The sequence below is a fragment of the Microvirga lenta genome (genome assembly GCF_020532555.1).
GTDB lineage: Bacteria > Pseudomonadota > Alphaproteobacteria > Rhizobiales > Beijerinckiaceae > Microvirga > Microvirga lenta.
Map to the genome: position 1 here is coordinate 128,350 of NZ_JAJBBR010000001.1, position 21,825 is coordinate 150,174.

General features: G+C 66.6%; 22 protein-coding genes and 1 tRNA gene. 11 read left to right on the forward strand and 12 right to left on the reverse strand.

All coding sequences use genetic code 11. The features are described from left to right. The first annotated feature begins 28 nt into the window (after positions 1-28). The 3 genes from LGR44_RS00720 (at position 29) to LGR44_RS00730 (ending at position 2,945) form a co-directional block, all read left to right on the forward strand. Entirely contained in the window at positions 29-1,261 is a 1,233-nt protein-coding gene (locus tag LGR44_RS00720) for a phosphoadenosine phosphosulfate reductase domain-containing protein (RefSeq protein WP_226736172.1), read from the forward strand. A 9-nt stretch (positions 1,262-1,270) separates the two neighbouring features. Continuing rightward, positions 1,271-1,507 carry a hypothetical protein gene (locus LGR44_RS00725; RefSeq protein ID WP_226736175.1) on the forward strand — a complete coding sequence of 79 codons (237 nt, stop codon included), beginning with the start codon at positions 1,271-1,273 and terminating at the stop codon, positions 1,505-1,507. A 556-nt stretch (positions 1,508-2,063) separates the two neighbouring features. Next, a complete protein-coding gene (locus tag LGR44_RS00730) occupies positions 2,064-2,945 on the forward strand; it encodes a site-specific integrase (RefSeq protein WP_226736177.1) in 882 nt (293 codons plus the stop codon). 64 nt (positions 2,946-3,009) lie between these two features. On the opposite strand, the gene LGR44_RS00735 is transcribed toward LGR44_RS00730, so the two are convergent. The 5 genes from LGR44_RS00735 to LGR44_RS00755 form a co-directional block, all read right to left on the reverse strand. Then, a tRNA-Ile gene (locus tag LGR44_RS00735) sits at positions 3,010-3,085 on the reverse strand. Positions 3,086-3,425: 340 nt separating this feature from the next. Next, entirely contained in the window at positions 3,426-3,617 is a 192-nt protein-coding gene (locus tag LGR44_RS00740) for a hypothetical protein (RefSeq protein WP_226736180.1), read from the reverse strand. A gap of 275 nt (positions 3,618-3,892) precedes the next feature. Further along, on the reverse strand, positions 3,893-4,471 hold the full coding sequence (locus LGR44_RS00745; RefSeq protein WP_226736182.1) for a DUF6692 family protein: 579 nt from the start codon (positions 4,469-4,471) through the stop codon (positions 3,893-3,895). Then, the gene (locus tag LGR44_RS00750; protein WP_226737069.1) at positions 4,471-4,920 is read right to left on the reverse strand and encodes a DUF305 domain-containing protein; all 450 of its coding nucleotides are present in this window, start codon (positions 4,918-4,920) and stop codon (positions 4,471-4,473) included. Before LGR44_RS00750 ends, LGR44_RS00745 begins: the two co-directional genes overlap by 1 nt. Before the next feature lie 23 nt (positions 4,921-4,943). Further along, on the reverse strand, positions 4,944-5,693 hold the full coding sequence (locus LGR44_RS00755) for a c-type cytochrome (protein ID WP_226736184.1): 750 nt from the start codon (positions 5,691-5,693) through the stop codon (positions 4,944-4,946). 127 nt (positions 5,694-5,820) lie between these two features. Between LGR44_RS00755 and LGR44_RS00760 the strand changes: the two genes are divergently transcribed. The 3 genes from LGR44_RS00760 (at position 5,821) to LGR44_RS00770 (ending at position 7,188) form a co-directional block, all read left to right on the forward strand. Further along, positions 5,821-6,129, forward strand: a complete 309-nt coding sequence (locus tag LGR44_RS00760; protein WP_226736187.1) for a metal-sensitive transcriptional regulator — start codon at positions 5,821-5,823, stop codon at positions 6,127-6,129. A 94-nt stretch (positions 6,130-6,223) separates the two neighbouring features. Beyond that, positions 6,224-6,463, forward strand: a complete 240-nt coding sequence (locus tag LGR44_RS00765) for a DUF2188 domain-containing protein (RefSeq protein WP_226736189.1) — start codon at positions 6,224-6,226, stop codon at positions 6,461-6,463. Between the two features lie 197 nt (positions 6,464-6,660). Next, positions 6,661-7,188 carry a response regulator gene (locus tag LGR44_RS00770; RefSeq protein ID WP_319004794.1) on the forward strand — a complete coding sequence of 176 codons (528 nt, stop codon included), beginning with the start codon at positions 6,661-6,663 and terminating at the stop codon, positions 7,186-7,188. A 26-nt stretch (positions 7,189-7,214) separates the two neighbouring features. On the opposite strand, the gene LGR44_RS00775 is transcribed toward LGR44_RS00770, so the two are convergent. Next, entirely contained in the window at positions 7,215-7,889 is a 675-nt protein-coding gene (locus LGR44_RS00775) for a nitroreductase family protein (RefSeq protein WP_226736191.1), read from the reverse strand. A 340-nt stretch (positions 7,890-8,229) separates the two neighbouring features. Between LGR44_RS00775 and LGR44_RS00780 the strand changes: the two genes are divergently transcribed. Further along, on the forward strand, positions 8,230-9,489 hold the full coding sequence (locus tag LGR44_RS00780) for a DUF389 domain-containing protein (RefSeq protein ID WP_226736192.1): 1,260 nt from the start codon (positions 8,230-8,232) through the stop codon (positions 9,487-9,489). Positions 9,490-9,584: 95 nt separating this feature from the next. Further along, positions 9,585-10,346: a sulfite exporter TauE/SafE family protein gene (locus tag LGR44_RS00785; RefSeq protein WP_226736194.1), complete on the forward strand. Its 762-nt coding sequence runs from the start codon at positions 9,585-9,587 to the stop codon at positions 10,344-10,346. A 24-nt stretch (positions 10,347-10,370) separates the two neighbouring features. On the opposite strand, the gene LGR44_RS00790 is transcribed toward LGR44_RS00785, so the two are convergent. Continuing rightward, positions 10,371-11,618, reverse strand: coding sequence for an adenylate/guanylate cyclase domain-containing protein (locus tag LGR44_RS00790; RefSeq protein WP_226736196.1), 1,248 nt, complete (start codon positions 11,616-11,618; stop codon positions 10,371-10,373). Between the two features lie 104 nt (positions 11,619-11,722). Here LGR44_RS00790 and LGR44_RS00795 point away from each other — a divergent pair, with 104 nt between their 5' ends. Continuing rightward, entirely contained in the window at positions 11,723-12,343 is a 621-nt protein-coding gene (locus LGR44_RS00795) for a TIGR02466 family protein (protein WP_226736198.1), read from the forward strand. Positions 12,344-12,362: 19 nt separating this feature from the next. Here the strand turns inward: LGR44_RS00795 and LGR44_RS00800 are convergent, their stop codons facing one another. Beyond that, positions 12,363-13,586: an MFS transporter gene (locus tag LGR44_RS00800; RefSeq protein ID WP_226736200.1), complete on the reverse strand. Its 1,224-nt coding sequence runs from the start codon at positions 13,584-13,586 to the stop codon at positions 12,363-12,365. A 480-nt stretch (positions 13,587-14,066) separates the two neighbouring features. After that, positions 14,067-14,543: a YkgJ family cysteine cluster protein gene (locus LGR44_RS00805; RefSeq protein ID WP_226736202.1), complete on the reverse strand. Its 477-nt coding sequence runs from the start codon at positions 14,541-14,543 to the stop codon at positions 14,067-14,069. Between the two features lie 182 nt (positions 14,544-14,725). Between LGR44_RS00805 and LGR44_RS00810 the strand changes: the two genes are divergently transcribed. Continuing rightward, positions 14,726-15,862 (forward strand): serine hydrolase domain-containing protein, encoded by a 1,137-nt coding sequence (locus tag LGR44_RS00810; protein WP_226736204.1) that lies wholly within the window; start codon positions 14,726-14,728, stop codon positions 15,860-15,862. A 110-nt stretch (positions 15,863-15,972) separates the two neighbouring features. Then, the gene (locus LGR44_RS00815; protein ID WP_226736206.1) at positions 15,973-17,232 is read left to right on the forward strand and encodes an MgtC/SapB family protein; all 1,260 of its coding nucleotides are present in this window, start codon (positions 15,973-15,975) and stop codon (positions 17,230-17,232) included. A 35-nt stretch (positions 17,233-17,267) separates the two neighbouring features. Here the strand turns inward: LGR44_RS00815 and LGR44_RS00820 are convergent, their stop codons facing one another. From LGR44_RS00820 to dnaG, 3 genes are all read right to left on the reverse strand, one after another. Further along, positions 17,268-17,555: a hypothetical protein gene (locus tag LGR44_RS00820; protein ID WP_226736208.1), complete on the reverse strand. Its 288-nt coding sequence runs from the start codon at positions 17,553-17,555 to the stop codon at positions 17,268-17,270. A 66-nt stretch (positions 17,556-17,621) separates the two neighbouring features. Beyond that, positions 17,622-19,619 (reverse strand): RNA polymerase sigma factor RpoD, encoded by a 1,998-nt coding sequence (gene rpoD / locus LGR44_RS00825; protein ID WP_226736210.1) that lies wholly within the window; start codon positions 19,617-19,619, stop codon positions 17,622-17,624. 194 nt (positions 19,620-19,813) lie between these two features. After that, on the reverse strand, positions 19,814-21,706 hold the full coding sequence (dnaG, locus tag LGR44_RS00830; protein WP_226736212.1) for a DNA primase: 1,893 nt from the start codon (positions 21,704-21,706) through the stop codon (positions 19,814-19,816). Between the last annotated feature and the right edge of the window lie 119 nt (positions 21,707-21,825).

Below are 21,825 nucleotides of genomic sequence, written 5' to 3' on the forward strand. Positions count from 1 at the left end.
GCGTCGGCGCCGGCCGTGAGGTGCGGATATGAGCTTTCGCCCCCAACAGGATCTCTTCGCCGGTAGCTCTCGGCTCGTCTATGACGATGCTGTCGACCTCACACTCCAATCGCTGCAGGCCTATGGGCCCCAACACGATCATTGGGCTGTGGCATGGTCGGGGGGAAAGGATAGCACTTGTGTGCTCACCCTCATCGTCCATCTGATCGAGGTCGGCCGCCTGCCTCGCCCAAAGACGTTGTCTGTCTTCTACGCAGACACGCGCCAGGAGCTCCCGCCGTTGGCTGCTGCAGCTGGTGAAGTGATGGAGGGTCTGAAGCGCCGCGGCAACTGGATCCGGACGGAGATCGTCCGAGCGCCGCTCGATAAGCGCTTCCTCGTTTACATCCTGGGTCGAGGCGTTCCGCCACCAAACAACAACACGCTGCGCTGGTGCACTCGGCAGATCAAGGTCGATCCGATGGCAGCCGCGGTTGAGCGCGCGCTGACTTCCGTTCCTGACAGCCAACAGGTACTCATGATTACTGGCGTGCGCCAGGGTGAGAGTGCAATACGCGACCGCCGCATCGAAATGAGCTGTGGCAAGGACGGAGCCGAGTGCGGTCAGGGCTGGTACCAGAAGACTCTGCCTGAGGCTAAGGGCATTCGCGGACGTATTGCGACCCTCGCGCCAATCCTTCATTGGCGCGTGTGCAATGTCTGGGACTGGCTGAAGATCTATGCACCGATGGCTGACTACGGCGGCTGGGCCACCAAGGTTGTCGCAGATGCCTATGGTGGTGATGAAGCCGAAGAGATCAACGCTCGCACCGGCTGCATAGGCTGTCCCCTCGCGAGCAAGGAAAAGGCACTCGAGACGATCCTGCTCAACCCGGCCTGGTCGTATCTCTCGCCTTTGCTCGGCCTGAAGCCGCTCTATCGCGAGCTTCGGGAGCCGAAGCATCGCTTACGCAAGGCCGGGGCCGAGATCCTGAAGGATGGCTCCATGGCAAAGAACCCGCAACGGATGGGGCCACTCACGTTTGAGGCCCGCCTCATGGGGCTTGCGCGGGTGCTGGAGATCCAGGCGGCTTGCAATGAGGCAGCCGAGCGCCTCGGCCGCCCAAGGCTCGACATCCTCAGTGCTGAGGAAGAGGCTCGTATCCGCGAGCTGATTGACCTGGGCACGTGGCCGGATGGCTGGGACGGCGATGAGCCGACTGCCGATACCCCTCTCGATCTCGTCTTCCCAGACGGATCCGTGCAACCCCTGCTGATGTGAGGTGCGGAGATGACAGGCATCTTCACGCGCGGCTGGAGCAAGCGCCGCGATCACTGGCGCCTGCGGGTCGGCGGGCAGACCATCGCCCTGGCCGTCCCATGCGGCCTCCGCTGGAAGGCTCTCGGCTTTGTCGACGGGCAGACGGTGCTCTGCCGGATCTTCGATGATGAGGCGACAGCCATGGAGGCGGCCGAGGGATGGGCGAAAGACGCCTCCAGCCATTCGTCTAGAAAGCTCCTCCAGTGACTAACCATCTGAAATTATTGCAAAGATAAGAGCAAGGCGAATGAACTCTCAGCTTAACTACGGCTATTCAGATATTGCCAAGTTCGAGCGTCTTGGAGGACAGTGAGATGGGAAAAGCAGCCATCAAACGGGAAGACGTGGGAGACGACACTCCACTGAGGCTCGACGTGGCCGCGAGCCTCGCCTTCCCAGACGGTTCGATCGGCCTGTCCAGCCTGAGACGCGAGGCGGCAAAGGGCCGTCTCCGGGTCTGGAGGATCGCGGGGAAGGACATGACGACCCTCAATGAAATTCGGAAAATGGTAGATCGATGCCTCGTCCATCCAAGCCAGCCAGATTATGGCTCAGACCAGCCAGCGGGGACCGAGAGGCGGTCTGGGTCATCATCGACAGGCGACGCCAATACAGCACTGGCTGCCGCCAGGATGCGCGTGCAGAGGCTGAAGGAAAGCTCGCAGAGTACATTGCCTCAAAGCACAACCCCGTCCCTCAGGGCCCCCGTCATCCCGCTCAAGTCCCGGTAGCCGACGTTCTGTCGGTGTACCTGGATGAGGTGGTGCCGAAGCAGGCGAGCCCAAAGAAGGCATCTGCCCGGATTGATCGCCTCCTTGATTGGTGGGGGACGAAGATGCTCTCGGAGGTCTCCCCTACCACCTGCAGGGACTATGCCAAGGACAGGTCGAAGCGAGGCGGCTCGCGGCGCGACCTCGAAGATCTCCGAGCTGCCATCAATCATCACGCCAAGCGGAACCTGCATACGGGTTATGTCGAGGTGGACCTGCCCCAGAAAGGCGCTCCTCGAGGGGCTTGGCTGACCCGCGATGAAGTGGCGAAGCTCCTCTGGGCGTGCTGGCGGCACGGGCGCACCGTTCGCCTGCCTCGAGGGAAGGAAAAGGGAAAGGTTGTCGAATCGGAGTGGCACGATCTGCGCCACATCGCTCGCTTCATTCTGATGGGGATCTATACCGGCTCCCGTTCAGGCGCGATTTTCTCAGCTTCCATCTACGCCGGCGCGAACCGGAGCTTCATCGACCTTGAGAGCGGGCTATTCTATCGGCTGGCAGAGGGGGCGGCCGAGACGAACAAGCGCCAGCCCCCGGTCAGATTGCCGAAGCGGCTCCTGGCCCATCTGCGGCGCTGGAAGGACAAAGGCGTCATTGCTCAGTACGTCGTCGAATGGGACGGCCTGCCGGTGAAATCGATCAAGGTCGGTTGGAAACGGGCCGTGCAGCTCGCCGGGATCCAGAAGACGATCAGCCCTCACACACTGCGCCATACGGCAGCGACCTGGCTCATGCAGCAGGGCGTGGATAAATGGGAGACAGCCGGCTTCCTCGGCATGTCTGAGCAGATGGTGGACAGGGTCTATGGCCACCATCACCCCGATTTTATGACCGTTGCCGCAGACCGGATCACTCGCAAGAGGGCGCGGCAATGATTGCCGTATTGATTGCCGTAAAACGAAGCAGCAACGACCTTCCCGCCCAAGTCATTGAAAAGATTGGTGGGCCCGGCAGGACTCGAACCTGCAACCAGACCGTTATGAGCGGCCGGCTCTAACCATTGAGCTACAGGCCCCGAAGGGATGTAAGATTATCGCATAATCGAAGGGGTCCCGTTCGTCACCCCTCGTCATGCGCCGTTCACGGTCGTTCGGACCCTGAACGGGCCCCGCAACCGGTTCATCCCATCGGAAGGGAATGGCCCGGAGGAGGTCCGAGCCCTTCATATCGCATCCTGCGTTCGAGGCAAGGTCGGACGGTCCCGGCCTCGCTCCCATTGGTGCCAAAGACCTCATCCACGGCCGAGCCCGGACCTCCCTCGCCCGGTTGCCGCCTGGCATGCCGGACGGAAAGGGCCATGCCTCCCATGTCGCCGGAATGCGCGGGGCCGAAGACGGCTCAAGCGAACCGCATCGCTAGTCGGTCTGGAGGCTCGCTGGCGAGACCGGCAGGCGCGGGGCCGGTCCCTGGTGCGGCGTGGAGGCGACGACGTCCGGTGATCCAAGCTTCGGAAAGATGGGTGCGGCGATAATGCCGGCTATGAGGGCGAAGGCCGCTACGGTGAGCCCGATCCGCCAATACGTCGCCATCGAATCCTTACGCGTCATTCACCGTCCTCGCATGGTTGGAATCGACGCGGATGATACCTGTTAATGGATTGACGGCCAAGCTCGCCCGAATGCGGGAGGCGCCGGCGGCCTGCCGATGGGCTGCGCGGCGAGGGGCTGATCGTCACGCGGGGGTGCCGAGATCAGGGTTCTGGACCGGGCCCGCCTTCAGGAGGCGGGCGAGTTCACTGCGGATTACCTGTTTCGCGGCTCGGGCCGTGAAGAAAGCCCTTCGCCGATCCGGGCGTAGCGAAAGGCCGATGCGGCAGCCCGACCTATTGGCGGGACGATCTCACCGGCGGCGCGGCCCCGCAATCCATGTAGCCGCGATACCCGACCCTGAGGTTCTGTCCGATCTCGAACATCATGGTCGCCTCCCGGCGCCTCATGCCCTCGCGATCCTCGGCCTCGTCGTCGGCCGCGGGCGCCACGACCACCCGGACCGGGTCGGCCGTCAGCAGAAGGCGACCCTCGGGCCCGGTGGCGTCGGCCGGTGCCGGGCTGAGGGGAACCAGGTTTCCGTTCAGCTTCATGACCCCGCCCGAGGCCGTCCCATCCGGCTGCATGTTCATCGCCAGAACAGGTTTCCCCCCGCCCGTATATCGGAAATCGCAACGGGGACCGGCGCCCAGCGCCTTTTGGATTTCCGCATCGACCATCGTGGCGGGATCGATGGTCGGAATGTGCGCCCCGGACAGGGCTTCGCCAGCCGGCACGATCCGGGCGATCCCGGGCGCCCTGACGGGATCGACCACATCGTCCGGCGCGGCGCTTTCGCCGCATCCCGCGAGCAGGCCGATTGCGGCGGCCAGGGCCAGCCGCGCCGGACGGGCTTGTGAGGAAAGCGCCCGCATCAATCCCGCGCCTCCAGATCGTCGACCAGGTATCTCATCTCGGCGATCTCCCGCTCCTGCGCCTCGATGATCTCGTCCGCGAGCTTGCGGACGCGCGGATCGGAGATCTGCGCGCGCGTGCTCGTCATGATGGCGATGGAATGGTGCGGGATCATCGCCTTCATGTACTCGACGTCGTCCACCGTGGCCTGACTGCGGACGAGCCAGAGGCTCAAGGCGAACACCACGATGGAGCCTCCGAAGATGGCGAGGTTGAGCGCCATCTTCTTGTACATGTCGATCATGAAGGCGAGCATGATCACGGACATGGTCGCCCCCATGACGAGTGCCATCCAGGCGCGCGTCTCGCTCCAGAACACGTGCTCGGCGGCGTAGGTGTTCAGGTACATCAACCCGTACATCACGACGGTCGAGGTCGCGATCATCGCAGCGAAGCGCCAGTAGGACATACCCATGAGAAGCCTGCTCCAAGTCAGTGCGGATGCGCGCCGTGCGCGCCACCGGGCGCCGGGCTCTGCATCCCGCCGCCCTGCGCCGCACCGCCAGTCGCTCCGGTCGTTTGCGCTCCGCCGCCATGCCCGCCGCCATGCTGCGCGCTGCCGAGCTGCGCATAGCGCTCGGGCGTCATGGCCGGCAGTTGCTTGACGAAGGCGGCGATGTTCCAGATCGCCTGATCGTCATGGGTCGGGCCGAAAGCCGGCATTCCCGACATCTTGACCCCGTGCCTGACGATCCAGAACACCTCCTGCGGCTCCCACTCGGCCGCCGCCTCGGTCAGGTGCGGCGGTCTCGGACGCATCCCGCTCGCCCATTCGGAGCGCTCGACGCCCGGCCCGGCATGGCAGTGCTGGCACATCGACTTGTAGGCTGTCGCTCCCGCCGCGATCATGTCCGGCGTGAAGTTGGCGGGCGCGACGACGTCGTCCGCCCGGCGCTCGACGGAATTGTGGAACGTGGTGTCGAAGGCCCAGCGCGTGAACGAGGCATGCTCCTCCGTCGCGGCCACGTTGTAGGCGCCCGTATAGACGACCACCAGGCCGGCGATCCCGAGCAGCGCAAGGACGCCCAGGGCACCGGCAGCAATGCCGAGGCCAGTGCCCTTCCTGTGCCGGGCCGCGCCCGTCTTCTTCTCGTCCGCCATCTTTCCGGTCGCCTCCACGTCAGGAAGGAGAACGGTGGTGCGGCGGGTCGAAAATCGAGAAGGCGTCCCCACCGGCGTCATCACCGCCTCCAGGCGCGTCGCGTCGCGCCGCGGTCTTGCCGTTGCCGGACCAACATACCAGCAGGGGGTATAGTTCCGGACCAATCGGCGGCTCACGCGTTGATGCGGAGGAGGTGGTTGGAACGCCATGGCTGGTTCGGAGGAAGAGCACGGCGGCGTCGCCGTCGATCATGCACGTCAGCTTCCGCGCCTGCGCCGCGTCGAAGGCCAGGTGCGGGGCCTTCAGCAGATGATCCGGGACGAGCGCTACTGCGGCGACGTGGCGGATCAGATCAACGCGGTCATCGCCGCGCTTCGGCGTGTGCAGGTGGACATGCTGCGCGATCACCTGCAGGCCTGCGTCGAGGCCAGCATGTCCGGAAAGATCGGCGCGAGTGAGCGCCAGCGTCTTCTGGACGAGATTGCCCGCCTGATGACCGGCCTTGGCCGTTCGTGAGCGGCCGCCCGGCGCAATACAAGCTGCGGCGGCGATTTTGGGAACTGCCCGCCCGACAGGCTGTTCAGTCCAGGAAGATGTTCGGAGAGCAGCCATGGCGCTTGTTCACTATGAGATCGTCGAGCACGACGGCGGCTGGGCCTACAAGGTCGGGGACGTCTACTCGGAAGCGTTCCGGACGCACGATGACGCAAGGCGGGCCGCTGAGCGCGCCGCTGCCGAACAGCAGGTCCCCGGTGAAACCGAGACCATCGCATACCAGGACGAAGACGGCCGCTGGCATGACGAGATTTCCCGCGGACAGGATCGGCCCGAAACGGACGTCCAAGGATGATCCGGCCGCCCTCGCCTGCCGGATCGAGCCCGCACTTCTTTTGCCGCGTGCGATGTCGCCACACTATCGAGCCTGTGGAATCGGGGGTATAGAGTTCCTCGCCGTCGGCCCCGTCCGGCAGGCTTTGGTTTCATACCACCCAGCCATGAGCGCCCCAGCACTCCCGACTGAGTGCATCGCGCGCGAGAGGGCTGCCCATGACGTCCGAGAACAGCCCCACCATCATCCTCCTCGTCGAGGATGAAGCATTGGTGCGGATGGTCGCTTCTGAGATCCTCGCCGAAGAGGGCGGATACAGGATCATCGAGGCCGTGAACGCGGACGAGGCTCTCTCCATCCTCGAAGCCCGGCACGACGTTCGCCTGGTCTGCACGGACGTGGACATGCCCGGTCCGCTGAACGGCTTCGCCCTGGCACGCATTGTCGATATGAGGCGGCCCGGCATCCGGGTGATCGTCACGTCAGGGTACAGGAGACCGGACTTAGGAGATCTGCCGAAGGGGATGCGGTTTCTCCCCAAGCCCTATCCACCGTCGGCCCTGATCGAGATGGTGCGCGAGCTGCTGGGCCCGGCGGAGCGATCCCGCACCGCTCCGCCGCAGGTCTCCTCCGCCCCGGAGCATGGCTCTCCGGTCCTCCCAGGCGGCATCAAGATCGATCAGCTGCACACGGGCGTCGGCAACACGGGCGGTCTCGCACAGCCTCTTCCCGAGCCGGAAGAGTAGGACACGCCAGAGGCTCGTCAGCCCCGTCACAGCCAGGAGGCGATCCTCTCGAGAGGCTTCTTGATCCCGCCGTGCCGCGGCACCGTGCAGTCCTCCGCCGGGTAGCCGACGACCAGGAGGATATAGGGCTTTTCCGTCTCGGGACGGTGACAGACCTCGTTGAGGAAGCCCATCGGGCTGGGAGTGTGGGTGAGCGTGACCAGGCCCGCTGCATGCAGGGAGGCGATCAGGAAGCCGGTCGCGATCCCCACGGATTCCGGCACGTAGTAGTTCTTGATCCTGCGTCCGTCAGGCCCCTCGCTCGACCGCTGGCCGAAGATGGCGATCAGCACGGGAGCCGTCTCCAGGAACCCCTTGTGCTCGTCCGTGCCAAGCGGCGCCAGGGCGTCGAGCCACTCCTGCGGGGCACGGCCGTTGTAGAAGTCGCGCTCCTCGATCTCCGCCCCCTCCCGGATGCGCCGCTTGGTGTCCTGATCGGTGATGACGGTGAAGTGCCAGGGCTGGAGATTGGCGCCCGATGGCGCGGTGCCGGCGGCCAGGAGAGCGTATTCGATCACCTCCCGCGGCACCGGCCGGTCGGAGAAGTCCCGCACCGTCCTGCGCCGCCTGATGTCCTCGTAGAAGGCCTGCGCCCGGGCGATCATTTCCTCCGGCGGATAGGAGCGGTACGAATTCAGAGGCTCCAGGATCAGCTGTGACATTCCGTTCTCCATCGCGGGTTTGGCGCCGCCCGCTCCACTACGGCGCGCAGGCTAAGACCCCGAACCGCGATTGTGAATACGACCACAGCATAGGTTGCGGCGAGCAGGGCCAGCCGGCCCCTATCCTCGATCCGGCGTGAACGAAGCCCGGCACCGGTCGTTTCTCCAGAGGTGGAGCAGGGTGTCAGAGGTCACCCGCGGGTGCCGCGGTGCTCTTCGGGTGGCAGGGAGTCTCGAGACCTTGCCGTTCCCGGAGCGCCGCGCATCGGCTCCGGACCATGGCCCGAGGCCCGGCCCTTCATGGGTCAGGCCGACAACAGACGGATGGAAGACGGAAACGATGCGCCAGATGATCGTCACGGTTCCGCGCGGCTGCGGATCGCGCGTGCTCTCCATCGCCGGCAGGCACGGCGGAACCAACGTGGCGGCGATGGCGGCCGAGGCGGAGGGACGGCCCGTCGATCTGGTGATCGTCCACACCTCCAACGCCAAGGTGGAAGGCCTGCTCGGGGAACTCGAGGGCATCCCGGACCTGTACATCACCCTTGCTCCCCAGGGAGTCATCACGCTCAAGCCGCCCGCGAGCGAAGCGCCCGACCAGGCCACCGACATCGAGCCCCGCAGCCCGATCGAGGTGGTGCTGAGCGGCCTCCAGAGCGTCGGCTCGTGGAAGGGGTTTCTCAGCTACGCCGCAGCCGCGGGCATCGTGGTCTGGATCGGCCTGTTCACGGAGACCATCTATCTGCTGACCGCCGCGATGCTCATCGCGCCCTTCGCCGGTCCGGCCATGAACGCGGCTCTCGCGACGGCGCGCGGCGACGTCAAGCTCTTCGGCCGGTCCCTCGGCCGCTACTTCGCCGCGCTCGTCACCACCATCGCGATCACCTTCATCCTGAGCATGATCATGCAGCAGCAGATCGCCACCGGACTGATGATCGAGCGAAGCTTCCTGTCGTCCGTGGCGGTGCTGCTTCCGCTCTCCGCCGGTGCCGCTGGCGCCCTCAACCTGTGCCAGTCGGAGCGCAGCAGCCTCGTCAGCGGCGCGGCGACGGGAATGCTCGTGGCGGCCTCGCTCGCGCCTCCGGCAGGGCTCGTCGGCATGGGCGCGGCCATCGGCGAATGGGACATCGTCGGATCCGCCGCGTTCGTGCTCCTCCTGCAGATCGTCGGCATCAACGTTTCCGGCGCCATCGTCTTTCGCCTCTACGGCATCTCGCCTCAGGGCGTCCGCTACAAGCGCGGCAGGAGCTGGTTCGGAATTCTGGCCTGGGCCGGCGCCCTGGTGGCGACCGTCGCCCTGGTGACGTGGCAGTTTTCCGAGGAGCCGAACCTGCTCCGCTCCTCCCAGGCCCAGCGCGCCACGGCCGACGTGCGCCAGGTGGTGCAGGAGAGCGGCCTGGCCCAGCTGGTGCAGGCCAACGCGCAGTTCACCCGGGCCGACATCCCGGGCCAGAACACGATGCTGGTCACGCTCTACGTGCAGACCGACAACGGCGATGCCGCGAGGGTGCGCCAGGAACTGTCCGCCGCGGTGAAGCAGGTCCTCGCGGCGAAGTACGACGCCGTGCCCCTCGTGGACGTCACGGTGCTGGAGAAATGAGCGGCATGCCGGAGCCCTCCCTTCGCGGCTGCTGAAGGCTGGCTCCGGCAATTCCGCATTGTGACCGGCTCCGGTTTCGGCTCAGACTGGCGGCCATGTCGGATCCCGTCGCCCAGTTGCTGCCCGTGGCAGCCGTATTCCTCCTCGCGGGGCTCGTCAAAGGGGTCATCGGCCTCGGCCTTCCCACCGTCGCCATGGGCCTGCTCGGGCTCCTCATGAAGCCGGCGGAAGCCGCCGCGCTCCTGATCCTGCCTTCGCTGGCGACGAATCTCTGGCAGCTCTTCCAGGGCCCCCGCTTCGGCGAGCTCCTGCGGCGGCTCCGGGGCATGATGGCTGCGATCTTCATCGGCACCGTCGCGGCGTCCGGCATCGTCGCCGGCGGCGATTCCGCGCTCATCCGGGCGGGCCTCGGTGCCGCGCTCATCGTCTACGCGCTCTTCGGGATCACGAAGGTTTCGCTTCAGGTGCCGCAGGCATCCGAGAGATGGGCAGGTCCGGTGGTCGGCGCGACGACCGGCCTCATGACCGGCGCGACGGGCGTGTTCGTGATACCGGCCGTCCCCTATCTCGCCGGGCTGGGGCTCCAGCGCGACGTGCTGGTGCAGGCGTTGGGCCTGTCCTTCACCGTGTCGACGGTCGCGCTGGGCCTGGGCCTCGGCTGGAACGGAGCCCTGCCCGCCTCCGCCATGGGCGCCTCGCTGGGCGCCATCGCGCCGGCCCTCCTGGGCATGGCGGCCGGCGCATGGCTGCGCCACCGGGTCAGCCCGGCGGCGTTCCGGCGCTGGTTCTTCATCGGGCTCGGCGTTCTCGGCGGCGAGATCCTGTGGCGTGCCGTCTCGAATGGGGGCCTGCTCTGAGCAGGCGGGGCGCCGGCACCCGCCTCAGGGCTTGAACACCTCGATCTTCTCCTCGAACCCGTCCACCGCGTGTGCGCCCAGGGGCGACGGGTTGCCCCAGAGGTGCTCGACGAAGGACTTGGACATGAGCAGGGGTTCGCCGAGCTGCTTGTTCAGCTCCGCGATGCGGCTCGCGAGATTCACGTCGCGCCCGATCACGGTGAAATCCAGCCGCCGCCCCGAACCCACATTGCCGTAGGCCGCGTCGCCGTGGTGCAGGGCGATGCCGATGCCGATGGGCACCGGGAAGCGGCCCTCGTTGTTGGCCGTGTGGACGCGCCGGAGCGCCTTGGTGGCGGCCGACAGGGCCGCCTGCGCGGCGCCGCCCGTATCGTCGCCCTTGTCGCGGACGATGGCGAGCAGGCCGTCGCCGAGATATTTCAGCACCTCCCCGCCCTCGTCCTCGATGGGCGGCACGAGGCAGTCGAAATAGTCGTTCAGAAGCTCGACGGCGCTCTCCGGGCTCAGGGTGGAGGAGATGCGCGTGTACTCGCGCATGTCGGCGAACAGGATCGCCGAGCGGATCCGCGTGACCTGTCCGCGCAGGATCGCGCCGGAGAGAATGGCCCGGTGCGGATCGTCGCCCACATAGATGCGCAGGACCTCGTCGAGACGGTTGCTCGTGGCGCGCAGCTCGGTGACGAGGGCGAAGGACGGCATGACGAGACGCAGGATCGTCAGCCCCCGTTCGCCGAAACCCTCCGGCGCCCGCGTGGCCAGGGACAGGGCGTTCTCGGCCCCGTTGATGAAGCGGATCGGAACCGTCACGTAGTGGCGCAGGCCCGCCGCCTTCAGTTCCGGGATGATGGGGAAGAGATCGTCCGGCGCCTCCCGGAGATCGAGGAGGAGCCATTCTCCCGTGCGGTTCACATGGGCAAAGGGGCTGCTGCGGTAGACCTGGTCGCGGCGTTCCCCGTGCGGGAGATAGCGCATCACGGTCCCCTCCTCCGGCGTCCAGAACCGGCCGATGCCCGCATATTCGGAATGGAGCGTCTCGATGGCGGAGGCCGCGCGGTGGATGGGAAGGCCGAGGGCGATCAGGCGCTCGACGAAGCCGGTGAGCACCAGGTTCGGGTCCTCCATGCGCACCGCCGCCGTCACCAGCCAGTCCCGAAGGGCGATGACGCGGGAAAGCGTGTCGGAATCGAGGGTCCGGGCCAGGGCGAGCAGGTCCTGGGACAGGGGCGGCGGGTCGGATGGTGGCGTCATACGGCCAAGGTGGGTGGCGTCCATGATTCCTGCAAGCCAATGGAGAGTTCGCCGATGATAAAAGCTGGCCGGCTTTTTGCGCGCCCGATAGCTTTGACAGAAGCTGTCCTGCCGACTAGAGCCAAACTATGGCAACCATCGATACGCTTTTCGTCACCAAGGTCTACCGTGCCGAACTCACCGGCCCGAAATCCGAGCGCCTCAACGAGGAGCTCGAAGCCGCCTGCCTGTCGATCGCCGAGGACGACGAGGCCGGGCAGCGCTGGTGCGCGAAGAACGGCTATCCGGGCTACACGTCCTATGCCTCGCTGAACGACCTGCCCTGGCGCATCCCGGTCTTCGGGCAGCTCCTCAAGGCGCTGGACACCCATGTGTCCGCCTTCGCCAAGGAACTTGAATTCGACCTGAAGGGCCGCAAGCTCGTGCTCGACAGCCTGTGGATCAACATCCTGCCGCCCGGCGGGGTCCACACCTCGCACATCCACCCGCATTCGGTGGTGAGCGGCACCTATTACGTAACGATTCCCGAGGGGGCGAGCGCGCTCAAGCTCGAGGACCCGCGCCTGGGCTTCATGATGGCGGCGCCGCCCCGCAAGGCCAAGGCGAAGCAGGAGAACCGGCAATTCGCCTACATGAAGCCGAGCCCCGGCACCGTCCTGCTCTGGGAGAGCTGGCTGCGCCACGAGGTGCCGGTGAACGAGGCGGAGAGCGAACGCATCAGCGTCAGCTTCAACTATTCCTGGCAGTAGGCGCCGGCTTCCCGACGCCTCACGCCGTGAGCGCCTTCGGCCTCTCGTTGGGCAGGAAGTAGGTCAGCAGGCCGATCGCCGGCAGGAACGAGCAGACGTAATAGACCGTCTCGATGCTCGTCCAGTCCGCCAGCTGGCCCAGCACCGCCGCGCCCAGGCCCCCCATGCCGAAGGACAGCCCGAAGAACAGGCCCGCCACCATGCCGACGCGCCCCGGCACCAGCTCGGTCGCATAGACCAGGATCGCCGAGAAGGCGGAGGCCAGGATCACGCCGATCAGCACGCTCAGGATTCCGGTCCAGAACAGGTTGGCGTAGGGCAGCGCGAGGGTGAAGGGCAGGACGCCGAGGATCGAGATCCAGATCACGTATTTGCGGCCGATCCTGTCGCCGATGGGGCCGCCGAGCATGGTGCCGGCCGCGATCGCCCCGAGGAAGATGAAGAGGTGGAGCTGCGCATCCTGCACCGAGACCTGGAATTTCGAGATCAGGTAGAAGGTGAAGTAGCTCGTGATGCTGGCGGTGTAGAAGTTCTTCGAGAACACGAGCAGCATGAGGATCGTGATCGAGACCGCGACCCGCGTTCTCGTGTGGGGCGACCTGACCTCCGCGGCCCGCGGCTTGGCCCTCATGTCCACGAGCCGGGCCTGATACCAGCGCCCCACATTGAACAGGATGATCATCGCCAGCAGTGCGACCGCGGAGAACCAGGCGATGCTCGACTGGCCCATGGGCACGACGATGAAGGCGGCGAGCAGCGGCCCGATGGCCGTGCCCGCATTGCCGCCCACCTGGAACACGGATTGCGCCAGGCCGTGCCGGCCGCCCGAGGCCATGCGGGCGACCCGGGAGGATTCCGGGTGGAAGACCGACGACCCCATGCCGATCAGCGCCGCCGCCAGCAGGAGCACCGGGAAGGAACCGGCGCGGGAAAGGATGAGCAGCCCGACGAGCGTGAAGCCCATGCCGACCACGAGGGAGAAGGGCTGGGGCCTCTTGTCGGTCGCCATGCCGACCAGGGGCTGCAGCAGCGAGGCCGTGAGCTGGAACGTGAGGGTCAGCAGGCCGATCTGCGCGAAGTCGAGCCGAAAGGTCTCCTTCAGGATCGGGTAGATCGCCGGCAGGAGCGACTGGATCAGGTCGTTGAGCAGGTGGGAGACGCTGATCGCCGCGAGGACGGGAACGGCCACGCCCTCCGCCAAGCGAGTGGGCGCGGCAGGCAGAACAGGCGACTTCGTGTCCATCTTGGCGTTCTTCGTATGAGCCCGGCCTTCGCCGAGCGTAGGCGTTTCCAAGTTGGCTATAAACCAGAACGGCCGCCGGATCTTCATCCGATCGTGCAGGTCTGGCCTGCGGACCGGACATTCCGGTCCCGGGAGCGGCGTTTTGAAGCCTCATCCGGAGGACCGTCAGGTCCGTCTCGAAGGACGAGGCGTCTCCGGAGTGCACTGGCCCCTCCTTCGAGACGCAGCCCCGCCGCTTCTCGGGATGAGGTTGGGAGTTGGTGAGAGGCTGTCGTGGATGTGGCGGTGTTCAGCACAACGGTCTTCCCTCCCCCTTGTGGGGAGGGCCAGGGTGGGGGTGTTGGCGCCGGACTGGAACCAGGATGGCGCCCACACCCCCACCTCCACCTCCTCCCCACAAGGGGGAGGAGAGCAGCGCAGTGCCACCCGCATGAGCTTCGAACCGGCCGAACTCGTGGGGGAGGAGAGCAGCGCGGCGCGTCACTCCTCCTTCTCGTCCCACTCGTAGATCCGCTCGGGCCCCTCGGCGTTGTCCACGACCTCCTCCTCCACGTTGTGGAAGGTGATCTTGATCTGGGGCACGACGCTCTCGTCCCCCTGCTGGATGCGCTCGAAGCGCAGCAGGTCGTAATAGGCGCAGCGCGACCGGTTGGGATAGGAGCGGCAGACCTCGGGGCGCGCGTGGTAGATCGTGCAGCCACGGGTCTTCTGGTCGAGGAAGGTGCAGGTGCGCTCGAAGATCACGTCCCTCACCCGCTTCAGCACGCGCTCGCCGTCGTAGTCCGCGGTATAGCGCCGCTCGGCCTCGGCCGGCGTGACGCCGAAATGCTTGGCGAGCCTGTTGATGTCGCGCTTCGTGACGCAGACGCGCTCGTAGATCGAGCAGCAGAAAGCGGGGCATTTGTTGCAGTCGAAATAGACGCGTGGCTGATCGTCCTTGATTACCCGTTCGGCCATACGCACTCCTCTCGACCCGTCCTGTGTATCATGGAGGCGCGGGGGCATCTTTCAATAGACGACGGCCGGACCGCCGCGGGGGAGCGACACCCCGCCGGGGACCTCACGATCCTGTGCGCGCGATTGTCCTGCACGGTTGCCTCCCCATGTCGGGGGATGACATCCGCGAACCGAGGAGCCGCATGATCCGCCTCAGCAGCCTTCAGGTGCCGAAGATCGGCATCGTCGTCCTTGCCTTGTCGGCCGTCGCGCCCGGCGCGACGGCCCAGCCTGCCGCGCCGCCTTCCGCAGAGACGCCCGCCCCTCCCCGCAAGCCCGATACGGCCCTGCTCGAACAGACGGTGGAGCGGGCCAAGGAGTTGCCGAACCTGCATTCCATGATCGTTTCCCATGACGGCTCCGTCGTGGCCGAGCAGGTCTTTCGCGGCCCCGCCCTCGACCGCCCGGTGAACATCAAGTCGGCCTCGAAGACGGTGCTCTCGGCCCTGGTCGGCATCGCCATCGACAAGGGCGTCCTGAAGGGCGTCGATCAGACGGTCGCGTCGATCTTCGAATCGAGCATTCCGGAGGACGCGGACGACCGCGTGGACGAAATCACCGTCGGCCATCTTCTCTCGATGCGCTCGGGGCTGGAGCGCACCTCCGGCCGCAACTACGGCGCCTGGGTCAGCAGCGGCAACTGGGTGCGCTACGCCCTGTCGCGCCCGATGGTCGACGAGCCCGGTGGCCGGATGCTCTATTCCACCGGCAACACCCATCTGCTCTCGGCCATGCTCACGCGGGCCTCGAAGCGCAGCACCCTCGATCTCGCCCGCGACTGGCTGGGCGATCCCCTCGACATCAACATCGCGCCCTGGACGCGCGACCCGCAGGGCATTTATCTCGGCGGCAACGAGATGGCGCTCTCGCCCCGCGCCCTCCTGCGCTTCGGCGAGATGTACCGGCTGGGCGGCGTGATCGACGGTAAGCGTGTCCTGTCCGAAGACTGGATCAGGGAATCCTGGACGCCGCGGACCGCCTCGCCCTTCACCGGCGACAGCTACGGCTACGGCTGGTTCATGCGCGAGGTGCGCGGCCATCCGGTCCACTACGCCTGGGGCTATGGCGGGCAGATGCTCTTCGTGGTGCCGAGCCTGGCGCTGACCGTGGTCATGACCTCCGATCCCACCGAACCGTCGCGGCAGGACGGGCACATGCAGGCGCTCCACGCGCTTCTGGCGGACGGCATCGTCCCGGCGGTCGAACCGCCGCCGCAGGAGGGCCCGGCGACCACCGGCTCGACCGGGGGAGCGCCCGCGGAGGCTCCGGCGGCGCAGTAGGCCTCCGGAGGATTGCGGAGTGCCGGCACGGCCAAGGTCGTGCTAGGAAGCGGCGACACGCCCGGGCCGGACTTTCGCCGGAACCGGGCCGGTGATGGCCGGGACCCTGCATGACCGACTCCCCCCTTCTCTTCCGCCTTGCCGTGGCGCTGGCGATCGGCCTGATGATCGGCCTGGAGCGCGGGTGGAAGCAGCGCGAGGAGGCGGAGGGCGAACGCACCGCGGGCCTGCGCACCTATACGCTGACGGCCCTGCTGGGCGGGCTTTGCGCCATCCTCGCCACCCATACCAGCCCCGTCTTCCTCGGCCTGGCCTTCTTCGGCTTCGCCATCGGCTTCAGCGCCTTCTCGTGGCTCGAAGCCAAGGCGGAGCAGAATTTCAGCGTGACCGGCGTCGTCGCGGGGCTCCTCACCTTCGCGCTCGGTGCCTATGCGATCCTCGGCGATCTCACCGTGGCGGTCGCAGCGGGCGTGACCGTGATGCTCATCCTGGCGCTGAAGAAACCGCTGCACAGCTGGCTGAGGCGGATCACCTGGCTGGAGGTCCGCTCCGTCCTGATCCTCCTGGCGATGACCTTCCTGGCGCTGCCGCTCCTGCCCAACAGGACCGTCGATCCCTGGGGCGCCATCAACCCGGCCGAGATCTGGCTGCTGGCCATCCTCATCGCGGCGATCTCGTTCGCGGGCTACGTCGCGGTGCGCATCATGGGCAGCCAGGCCGGCGTCGCCCTGGCCGCGGCCGCGGGCGGCCTGGCCTCCTCGACCGCGACGACGGTGACGCTGGCGCGCATGGCGCGCGAGCACCCGGCCGCGAGCCCGCTTCTCGCCGCCGGCATCCTGCTCGCGGGCACGGTCATGGTCGCACGGGTGCTGATCGTGGCGAGCGCCCTCAACGGCGCCCTCCTCCTTCCCCTCGCATGGCCCCTGGGGGCGGCGGGCCTCGTGCTCCTGGCGGCGGCGGCCATCCTCTTCCTGACGAACCGGGACGACGGCCGGGAGCACCCGGTCCTGAACATCCGCAACCCGTTCGATCTCGGCATGGCCCTGAAGCTCGCCGCCCTGATCGGCGCGATCAACCTGCTCACGAAATGGATCGGCGACACCCTGGGCGGCAGCGGTCTCACGGCGCTCGCCGCCATTTCGGGCATCGCCGACGTGGACGCGATCACGCTCTCGCTCGCGCGCCAGTCCCACGAGGGCATCGCCATCGTCACGGCGACGCTCGCCATCGCCGTCGCGGTCGCCGTCAACACGGCCTCGAAAGCCGCCCTGACCTTCTTCTTCGGGGCGCCGAAAGCAGGCTGGATCGTATCGGGCGCAAGCCTCACGGCGGTTGCGGCGGGCGGGGTGGTGTTTTTCTTCTTTGCCTAGCCTAAGACGTGCCTCTTGGCCGAGACCGTTTCCTGTTACGGCTCATCGGAGCAGTTCGGGCATGAGGCCGACCGCTTCGGAAAGAAGCCGACTCCGCACCCAGAGCAGGTCTCGATCAGGTCCGTCTGGTCGGCGAAGTTGTCCCAGTCCATCTTCTCTCGATGCACATCCACGGCCTCCTCGAGCGATGCGGCCCGTATCCTGTGAAGGAAGACAGGCTCCTGTAGCCAACCGCCATGGGCTTTCAGCCGAGCAACCTCGCTCAGGGACATCAAAGCAACGCTGTAATCGGCACCGTCGAACCATGCCTCGAACGTTTGCATGGACTGAACCCCGGCTGGTGAAGCGACCAACAAAAAAGGCGGGCCCGAAGCCCGCCTTTCGTGTTCCTAGTTGTCCAGGAAGCTCCTGAGCTTCCGGCTCCGCGACGGGTGCTTCAGCTTGCGCAGGGCCTTGGCCTCGATCTGGCGGATACGCTCGCGGGTGACCGAGAACTGCTGGCCGACCTCCTCGAGGGTGTGGTCGGTGTTCATGCCGATGCCGAAGCGCATGCGCAGGACGCGCTCCTCGCGCGGCGTGAGGGACGCCAGCACGCGGGTCGTGGTCTCGCGCAGGTTCGACTGGATCGCCGCGTCGATGGGCAGGATCGCGTTCTTGTCCTCGATGAAGTCGCCGAGATGCGAATCCTCCTCGTCGCCGATGGGCGTTTCGAGGGAGATCGGCTCCTTGGCGATCTTCAGGACCTTGCGCACCTTCTCCAGCGGCATGGCCAGCTTCTCGGCCAGTTCCTCCGGGGTCGGCTCGCGACCGATCTCGTGCAGCATCTGGCGCGAGGTGCGGACGATCTTGTTGATCGTCTCGATCATGTGCACCGGAATGCGGATGGTGCGGGCCTGGTCGGCGATCGAGCGGGTGATCGCCTGCCGGATCCACCAGGTGGCGTAGGTCGAGAACTTGTAGCCGCGCCGGTACTCGAACTTGTCGACCGCCTTCATGAGGCCGATATTGCCCTCCTGGATCAGGTCCAGGAACTGCAGGCCGCGGTTCGTGTACTTCTTGGCGATGGAGATCACGAGGCGCAGGTTGGCCTCGATCATTTCCTTCTTCGCCTGACGGGCCTCGCGCTCGCCCTTCTGCACCATCATGACGATGCGGCGGAACTCCTGGATCTCCAGGCCGGTCTCGCTCGCCAGATTGTGGATGTTCTCGCGCAGGTCGTGGATCTGGTCCTTGGCGTTGGCGACGAAGTCCCGCCAGCCGCGGCCGCCGAGCTTGGAGACGCGCAGCACCCATTTCGGGTCCAGCTCCCAGCCCTGGTAGTGCTTGAGGAACTCCTCGCGGGCGACGCCGTGGCTTTCGGCCAGACGCATCAGGCGGCCCTCATGGGAGATGAGCCGCTTGTTGATGTCGTAGAGCTGCTCGACCAGGGCCTCGATGCGGTTGTTGTTCAGCGACAGCGACTTGACCGACGTGACGATGTCGCTCTTGAGCGACTTGTACTTGCGCTCCTGAGCCGGCGTCAGCTGCTTGTTCTGCATGCGCTGTTCCACATGCTCGACCTGCAGGCGGCGCAGCTTCTTGTAGTTGTCGGCGATGGAGTCGAAGGTTTCGAGCACGCGCGGCTTCAGCTCGGCCTCCATGGCCGAGAGCGACACGTTGTTCTCCATGTCGTCTTCGTCGAGCTCGCCCTCGGGCGGGGCGGCCTCGTCGCCCTCGCCGGCGACGGCCTGCTCCTCGTCGCCGCCGTCCGGCATGTCCTCGCGCGGCGCACCCTTCCCGTCGGGACCCGCATAGGTCGCCTCCAGGTCGATGATGTCGCGCAGGAGCACCCGGCCCTCGACGAGCTCGTCGCGCCAGATGATGATGGCCTGGAAGGTCAGCGGGCTCTCGCAGAGACCCGCGATCATGGCCTCGCGGCCGGCCTCGATGCGCTTGGCGATGGCGATCTCGCCCTCGCGGGAGAGAAGCTCCACCGAGCCCATCTCGCGCAGATACATGCGCACCGGATCGTCCGTGCGGTCCGTCGGCTCCTTGGCCGTCGTCTCGCGCACGGCGACGGCGCGCGACTGGGAAGCCTCGACGAGGTCGCCGCCTTCGGCTTCCTCCTCCTCCGCTTCCGCAGGCTGGCCTTCCTCGGCCTCCTCGGCCTCGACCACGTTGATGCCCATCTCGGAGAGCTGGCCAAGCACGTCCTCGATCTGCTCCGAGGAGAACTCCTCGGAGGGCAGAACCTCGTTCAGCTCGTCGTAGGTGACATAGCCCCGCTTCTTCGCGAGCTTGATCATCCGCCGAACAGCGGCATCAGTCAGGTCGAGAAGAGGCCCGTCGGTCTGTTGCTCCGGAGCCGTCGTCTCGCCTTCGTCCCGTTCGGTTGCCTTGGTTGCCATGCTTTTGCTCTACTCCGGCGCCCCACCGGCGTCCCTGGAAAGACCGGCGATGCGCGAATGGGCGGCAAAGCGTGACGGCTTCACCACCCGAACGTCATTCCCAATAATAAAACAGTAAGTCGCTTGACTAACCGTTAACCATCCCCCGCTCAACCCGCAGTGCTCCACCTTGCCGCGCCCTGACTCCTCGTGTGTCAGTGGTCACGGTGGACAACTCCGTTGTCCAGGTCGGCCTCGGCACCCTCGACGGAGGACAGTTGGTTTTGGACCTCTCGCAGCCAGGCGAGATTGGCCTCGTTGTCCTCTTCGGCGAGTGCGCGTTCAGCAGCCCGAAGCTCGCTATGTAACGTGCGGGCGCGACGATGCAAGGTGATCGCCTGCCGCAATGCGTCCTCAAGCCGCAAGGAATCCGCGTGCGGATCCAGCATCCAGCGGTCGCCGGGGCGGACAAGCGCCAGGAGGCGCTCGGCCGCCTGCCCCAGGCCCGCCCGTTCCAGCCGGGCCCGCATGACCGACAGGTCCACGGGGTTTCCGGAGGCCGCGCCGTCGAGCAGCAGGTTCCGTATCAGTTGGGAAGCCCGGCCCTCAAGTTCAAGCTCTGCAAGGGTTTCCGCATGATTCTGCAGCAGTTCGGGATGCACCAGGAAGGTGCCCAGGATCATCGCCTCGCGGGGCGTTTCCACCGTGGTGCCGTTGAAGAGCGGGCTGCGCGCCAGGAGCGGCGAGATGCTCACGCGGCTGCCGGGCGACACCGGAGCAGGCCCGCGGCGGTCGCGCCGCTGCCCCCCGCCCTGGCGGTTGAAACGCCCGCCGCGCGGGTCGGGATTGAGGGCCGAGAGGCGGTTTTCCATCTCTTCCCGATAGTAACGCTTGAGGGTCTCGTCGCGAATCACCCCGAGTGATTCGCGGATGCGCTGCTCCAGCCCGGCCCGCCGCTCGGGGGTGTCGAGGGGCCCGGCCTCCATCTCCCGCCCCCAGAGGACGTCGACCAGCGGCCGCGCCGAGGCCAGCACCCGCTCCACGGCGGGCGCGCCGCCCGCCCGGGCGAGGTCGTCCGGATCCTGCCCCTCGGGCAGGATGGCGAAGCGCAGGGACTTGCCGGCGGTCAGGTTCGGCAGGGCGACGTCGAGGGCCCGGTAGGCCGCCCGCCGCCCGGCCTTGTCGCCGTCGAAGCACAGGATGGGCTCCTCGGCCATGCGCCACAGCAGGGCGAGCTGGTCCTCCGTGAGGGCCGTGCCCAGGGGCGCCACCGCGTTGGGAAACCCCGCCACGCTCAGGGAGATCACGTCCACATAGCCCTCCACCGCGATCACGGTGCCTTTGTCGTGGGCGGGCTGGCGGGCGAGATGGTAGTTGTAGAGGAGCCTGCCCTTGTTGAAGAGCGGCGTATCGGGCGAGTTGAGGTACTTGGCCGAGACGTCCGCGCTCATGGCCCTGCCGCCGAAGGCGATCACCCGGCCGCGCATGTCGCAGATCGGGAACATGACCCGGTCGCGGAAGCGGTCGTAGGGCACCTTCACGTCCTCGCCGGAATAGAGGAGCCCCGCCTCCACCATCATCTCGATGGAGACGTCCTTGGCGGCGAGGTGGTCGCGCAGCGCGAAGCGCTCGGGCGGCGCGTAGCCGATGCGGAAGCGCGCCTGGGTTTCGCGGCTCAGGGCGCGCCCGGCGAGGTAGTCCCGCGCCTTGGCTCCGAACCGACCCTGGAGCGAATGTTCGAAGAACTCCGCCGCCAGCTCCATCACGTCGTAGAGGCTCTTGCGCTTGACCTCCTCGGCCCGGTCCTCCCGGGAGAGCTTGGGCAGCGGCACGCCCGCCTCCCCGGCCAGCCGCTCCACGGCCTCGGGAAAGGACAGCCCCTCGGTCTCCATGAGAAAGGTGAAGATGTCCCCGTGCTTGCCGGAGGAGAAGCAATGATAGAACTGCTTCTGGTCGTTCACGTAGAAGGACGGCGTCTTCTCGGCGTTGAAGGGCGAGAGCCCCTTCCATTCCCGCCCCGCCTTCTTCAGGCGCACGCGCTTGCCCACGACGGCCGAAACCGGCAGCCGGGCGCGGATCTCTTCGAGGACGTGAGGCGGGTAGCGCACGAGGCGGTTTCTCCAAACCTGTTCCATAAACTAGGGCGGGCTTAGCAAAGAATGAAAGGCGCGGCTGTGCCCGCAATCCACAGGGCCGATTTCCTTGCCGCCCAAAGGTCTGGGTTACG

Excerpts from the sequence above, each read along its gene's own strand:
- LGR44_RS00790 (WP_226736196.1), bottom strand. The coding sequence starts at position 11,618 with ATGGACGCCACCCACCTTGGCCGTATGACGCCACCATCCGACCCGCCG.
- LGR44_RS00765 (WP_226736189.1), top strand. The coding sequence starts at position 6,224 with ATGGCGCTTGTTCACTATGAGATCGTCGAGCACGACGGCGGCTGGGCC.
- LGR44_RS00725 (WP_226736175.1), top strand. The coding sequence starts at position 1,271 with ATGACAGGCATCTTCACGCGCGGCTGGAGCAAGCGCCGCGATCACTGG.
- LGR44_RS00720 (WP_226736172.1), top strand. The coding sequence starts at position 29 with ATGAGCTTTCGCCCCCAACAGGATCTCTTCGCCGGTAGCTCTCGGCTC.
- LGR44_RS00760 (WP_226736187.1), top strand. The coding sequence starts at position 5,821 with ATGGCTGGTTCGGAGGAAGAGCACGGCGGCGTCGCCGTCGATCATGCA.
- LGR44_RS00740 (WP_226736180.1), bottom strand. The coding sequence starts at position 3,617 with ATGACGCGTAAGGATTCGATGGCGACGTATTGGCGGATCGGGCTCACC.
- LGR44_RS00810 (WP_226736204.1), top strand. The coding sequence starts at position 14,726 with ATGATCCGCCTCAGCAGCCTTCAGGTGCCGAAGATCGGCATCGTCGTC.
- LGR44_RS00775 (WP_226736191.1), bottom strand. The coding sequence starts at position 7,889 with ATGTCACAGCTGATCCTGGAGCCTCTGAATTCGTACCGCTCCTATCCG.
- LGR44_RS00805 (WP_226736202.1), bottom strand. The coding sequence starts at position 14,543 with ATGGCCGAACGGGTAATCAAGGACGATCAGCCACGCGTCTATTTCGAC.
- LGR44_RS00795 (WP_226736198.1), top strand. The coding sequence starts at position 11,723 with ATGGCAACCATCGATACGCTTTTCGTCACCAAGGTCTACCGTGCCGAA.
- LGR44_RS00755 (WP_226736184.1), bottom strand. The coding sequence starts at position 5,693 with ATGACGCCGGTGGGGACGCCTTCTCGATTTTCGACCCGCCGCACCACC.
- LGR44_RS00800 (WP_226736200.1), bottom strand. The coding sequence starts at position 13,586 with ATGGACACGAAGTCGCCTGTTCTGCCTGCCGCGCCCACTCGCTTGGCG.
- LGR44_RS00785 (WP_226736194.1), top strand. The coding sequence starts at position 9,585 with ATGTCGGATCCCGTCGCCCAGTTGCTGCCCGTGGCAGCCGTATTCCTC.
- LGR44_RS00780 (WP_226736192.1), top strand. The coding sequence starts at position 8,230 with ATGCGCCAGATGATCGTCACGGTTCCGCGCGGCTGCGGATCGCGCGTG.
- LGR44_RS00745 (WP_226736182.1), bottom strand. The coding sequence starts at position 4,471 with ATGCGGGCGCTTTCCTCACAAGCCCGTCCGGCGCGGCTGGCCCTGGCC.
- rpoD (WP_226736210.1), bottom strand. The coding sequence starts at position 19,619 with ATGGCAACCAAGGCAACCGAACGGGACGAAGGCGAGACGACGGCTCCG.
- LGR44_RS00815 (WP_226736206.1), top strand. The coding sequence starts at position 15,973 with ATGACCGACTCCCCCCTTCTCTTCCGCCTTGCCGTGGCGCTGGCGATC.
- LGR44_RS00770 (WP_319004794.1), top strand. The coding sequence starts at position 6,661 with ATGACGTCCGAGAACAGCCCCACCATCATCCTCCTCGTCGAGGATGAA.
- LGR44_RS00750 (WP_226737069.1), bottom strand. The coding sequence starts at position 4,920 with ATGTCCTACTGGCGCTTCGCTGCGATGATCGCGACCTCGACCGTCGTG.
- LGR44_RS00820 (WP_226736208.1), bottom strand. The coding sequence starts at position 17,555 with ATGCAAACGTTCGAGGCATGGTTCGACGGTGCCGATTACAGCGTTGCT.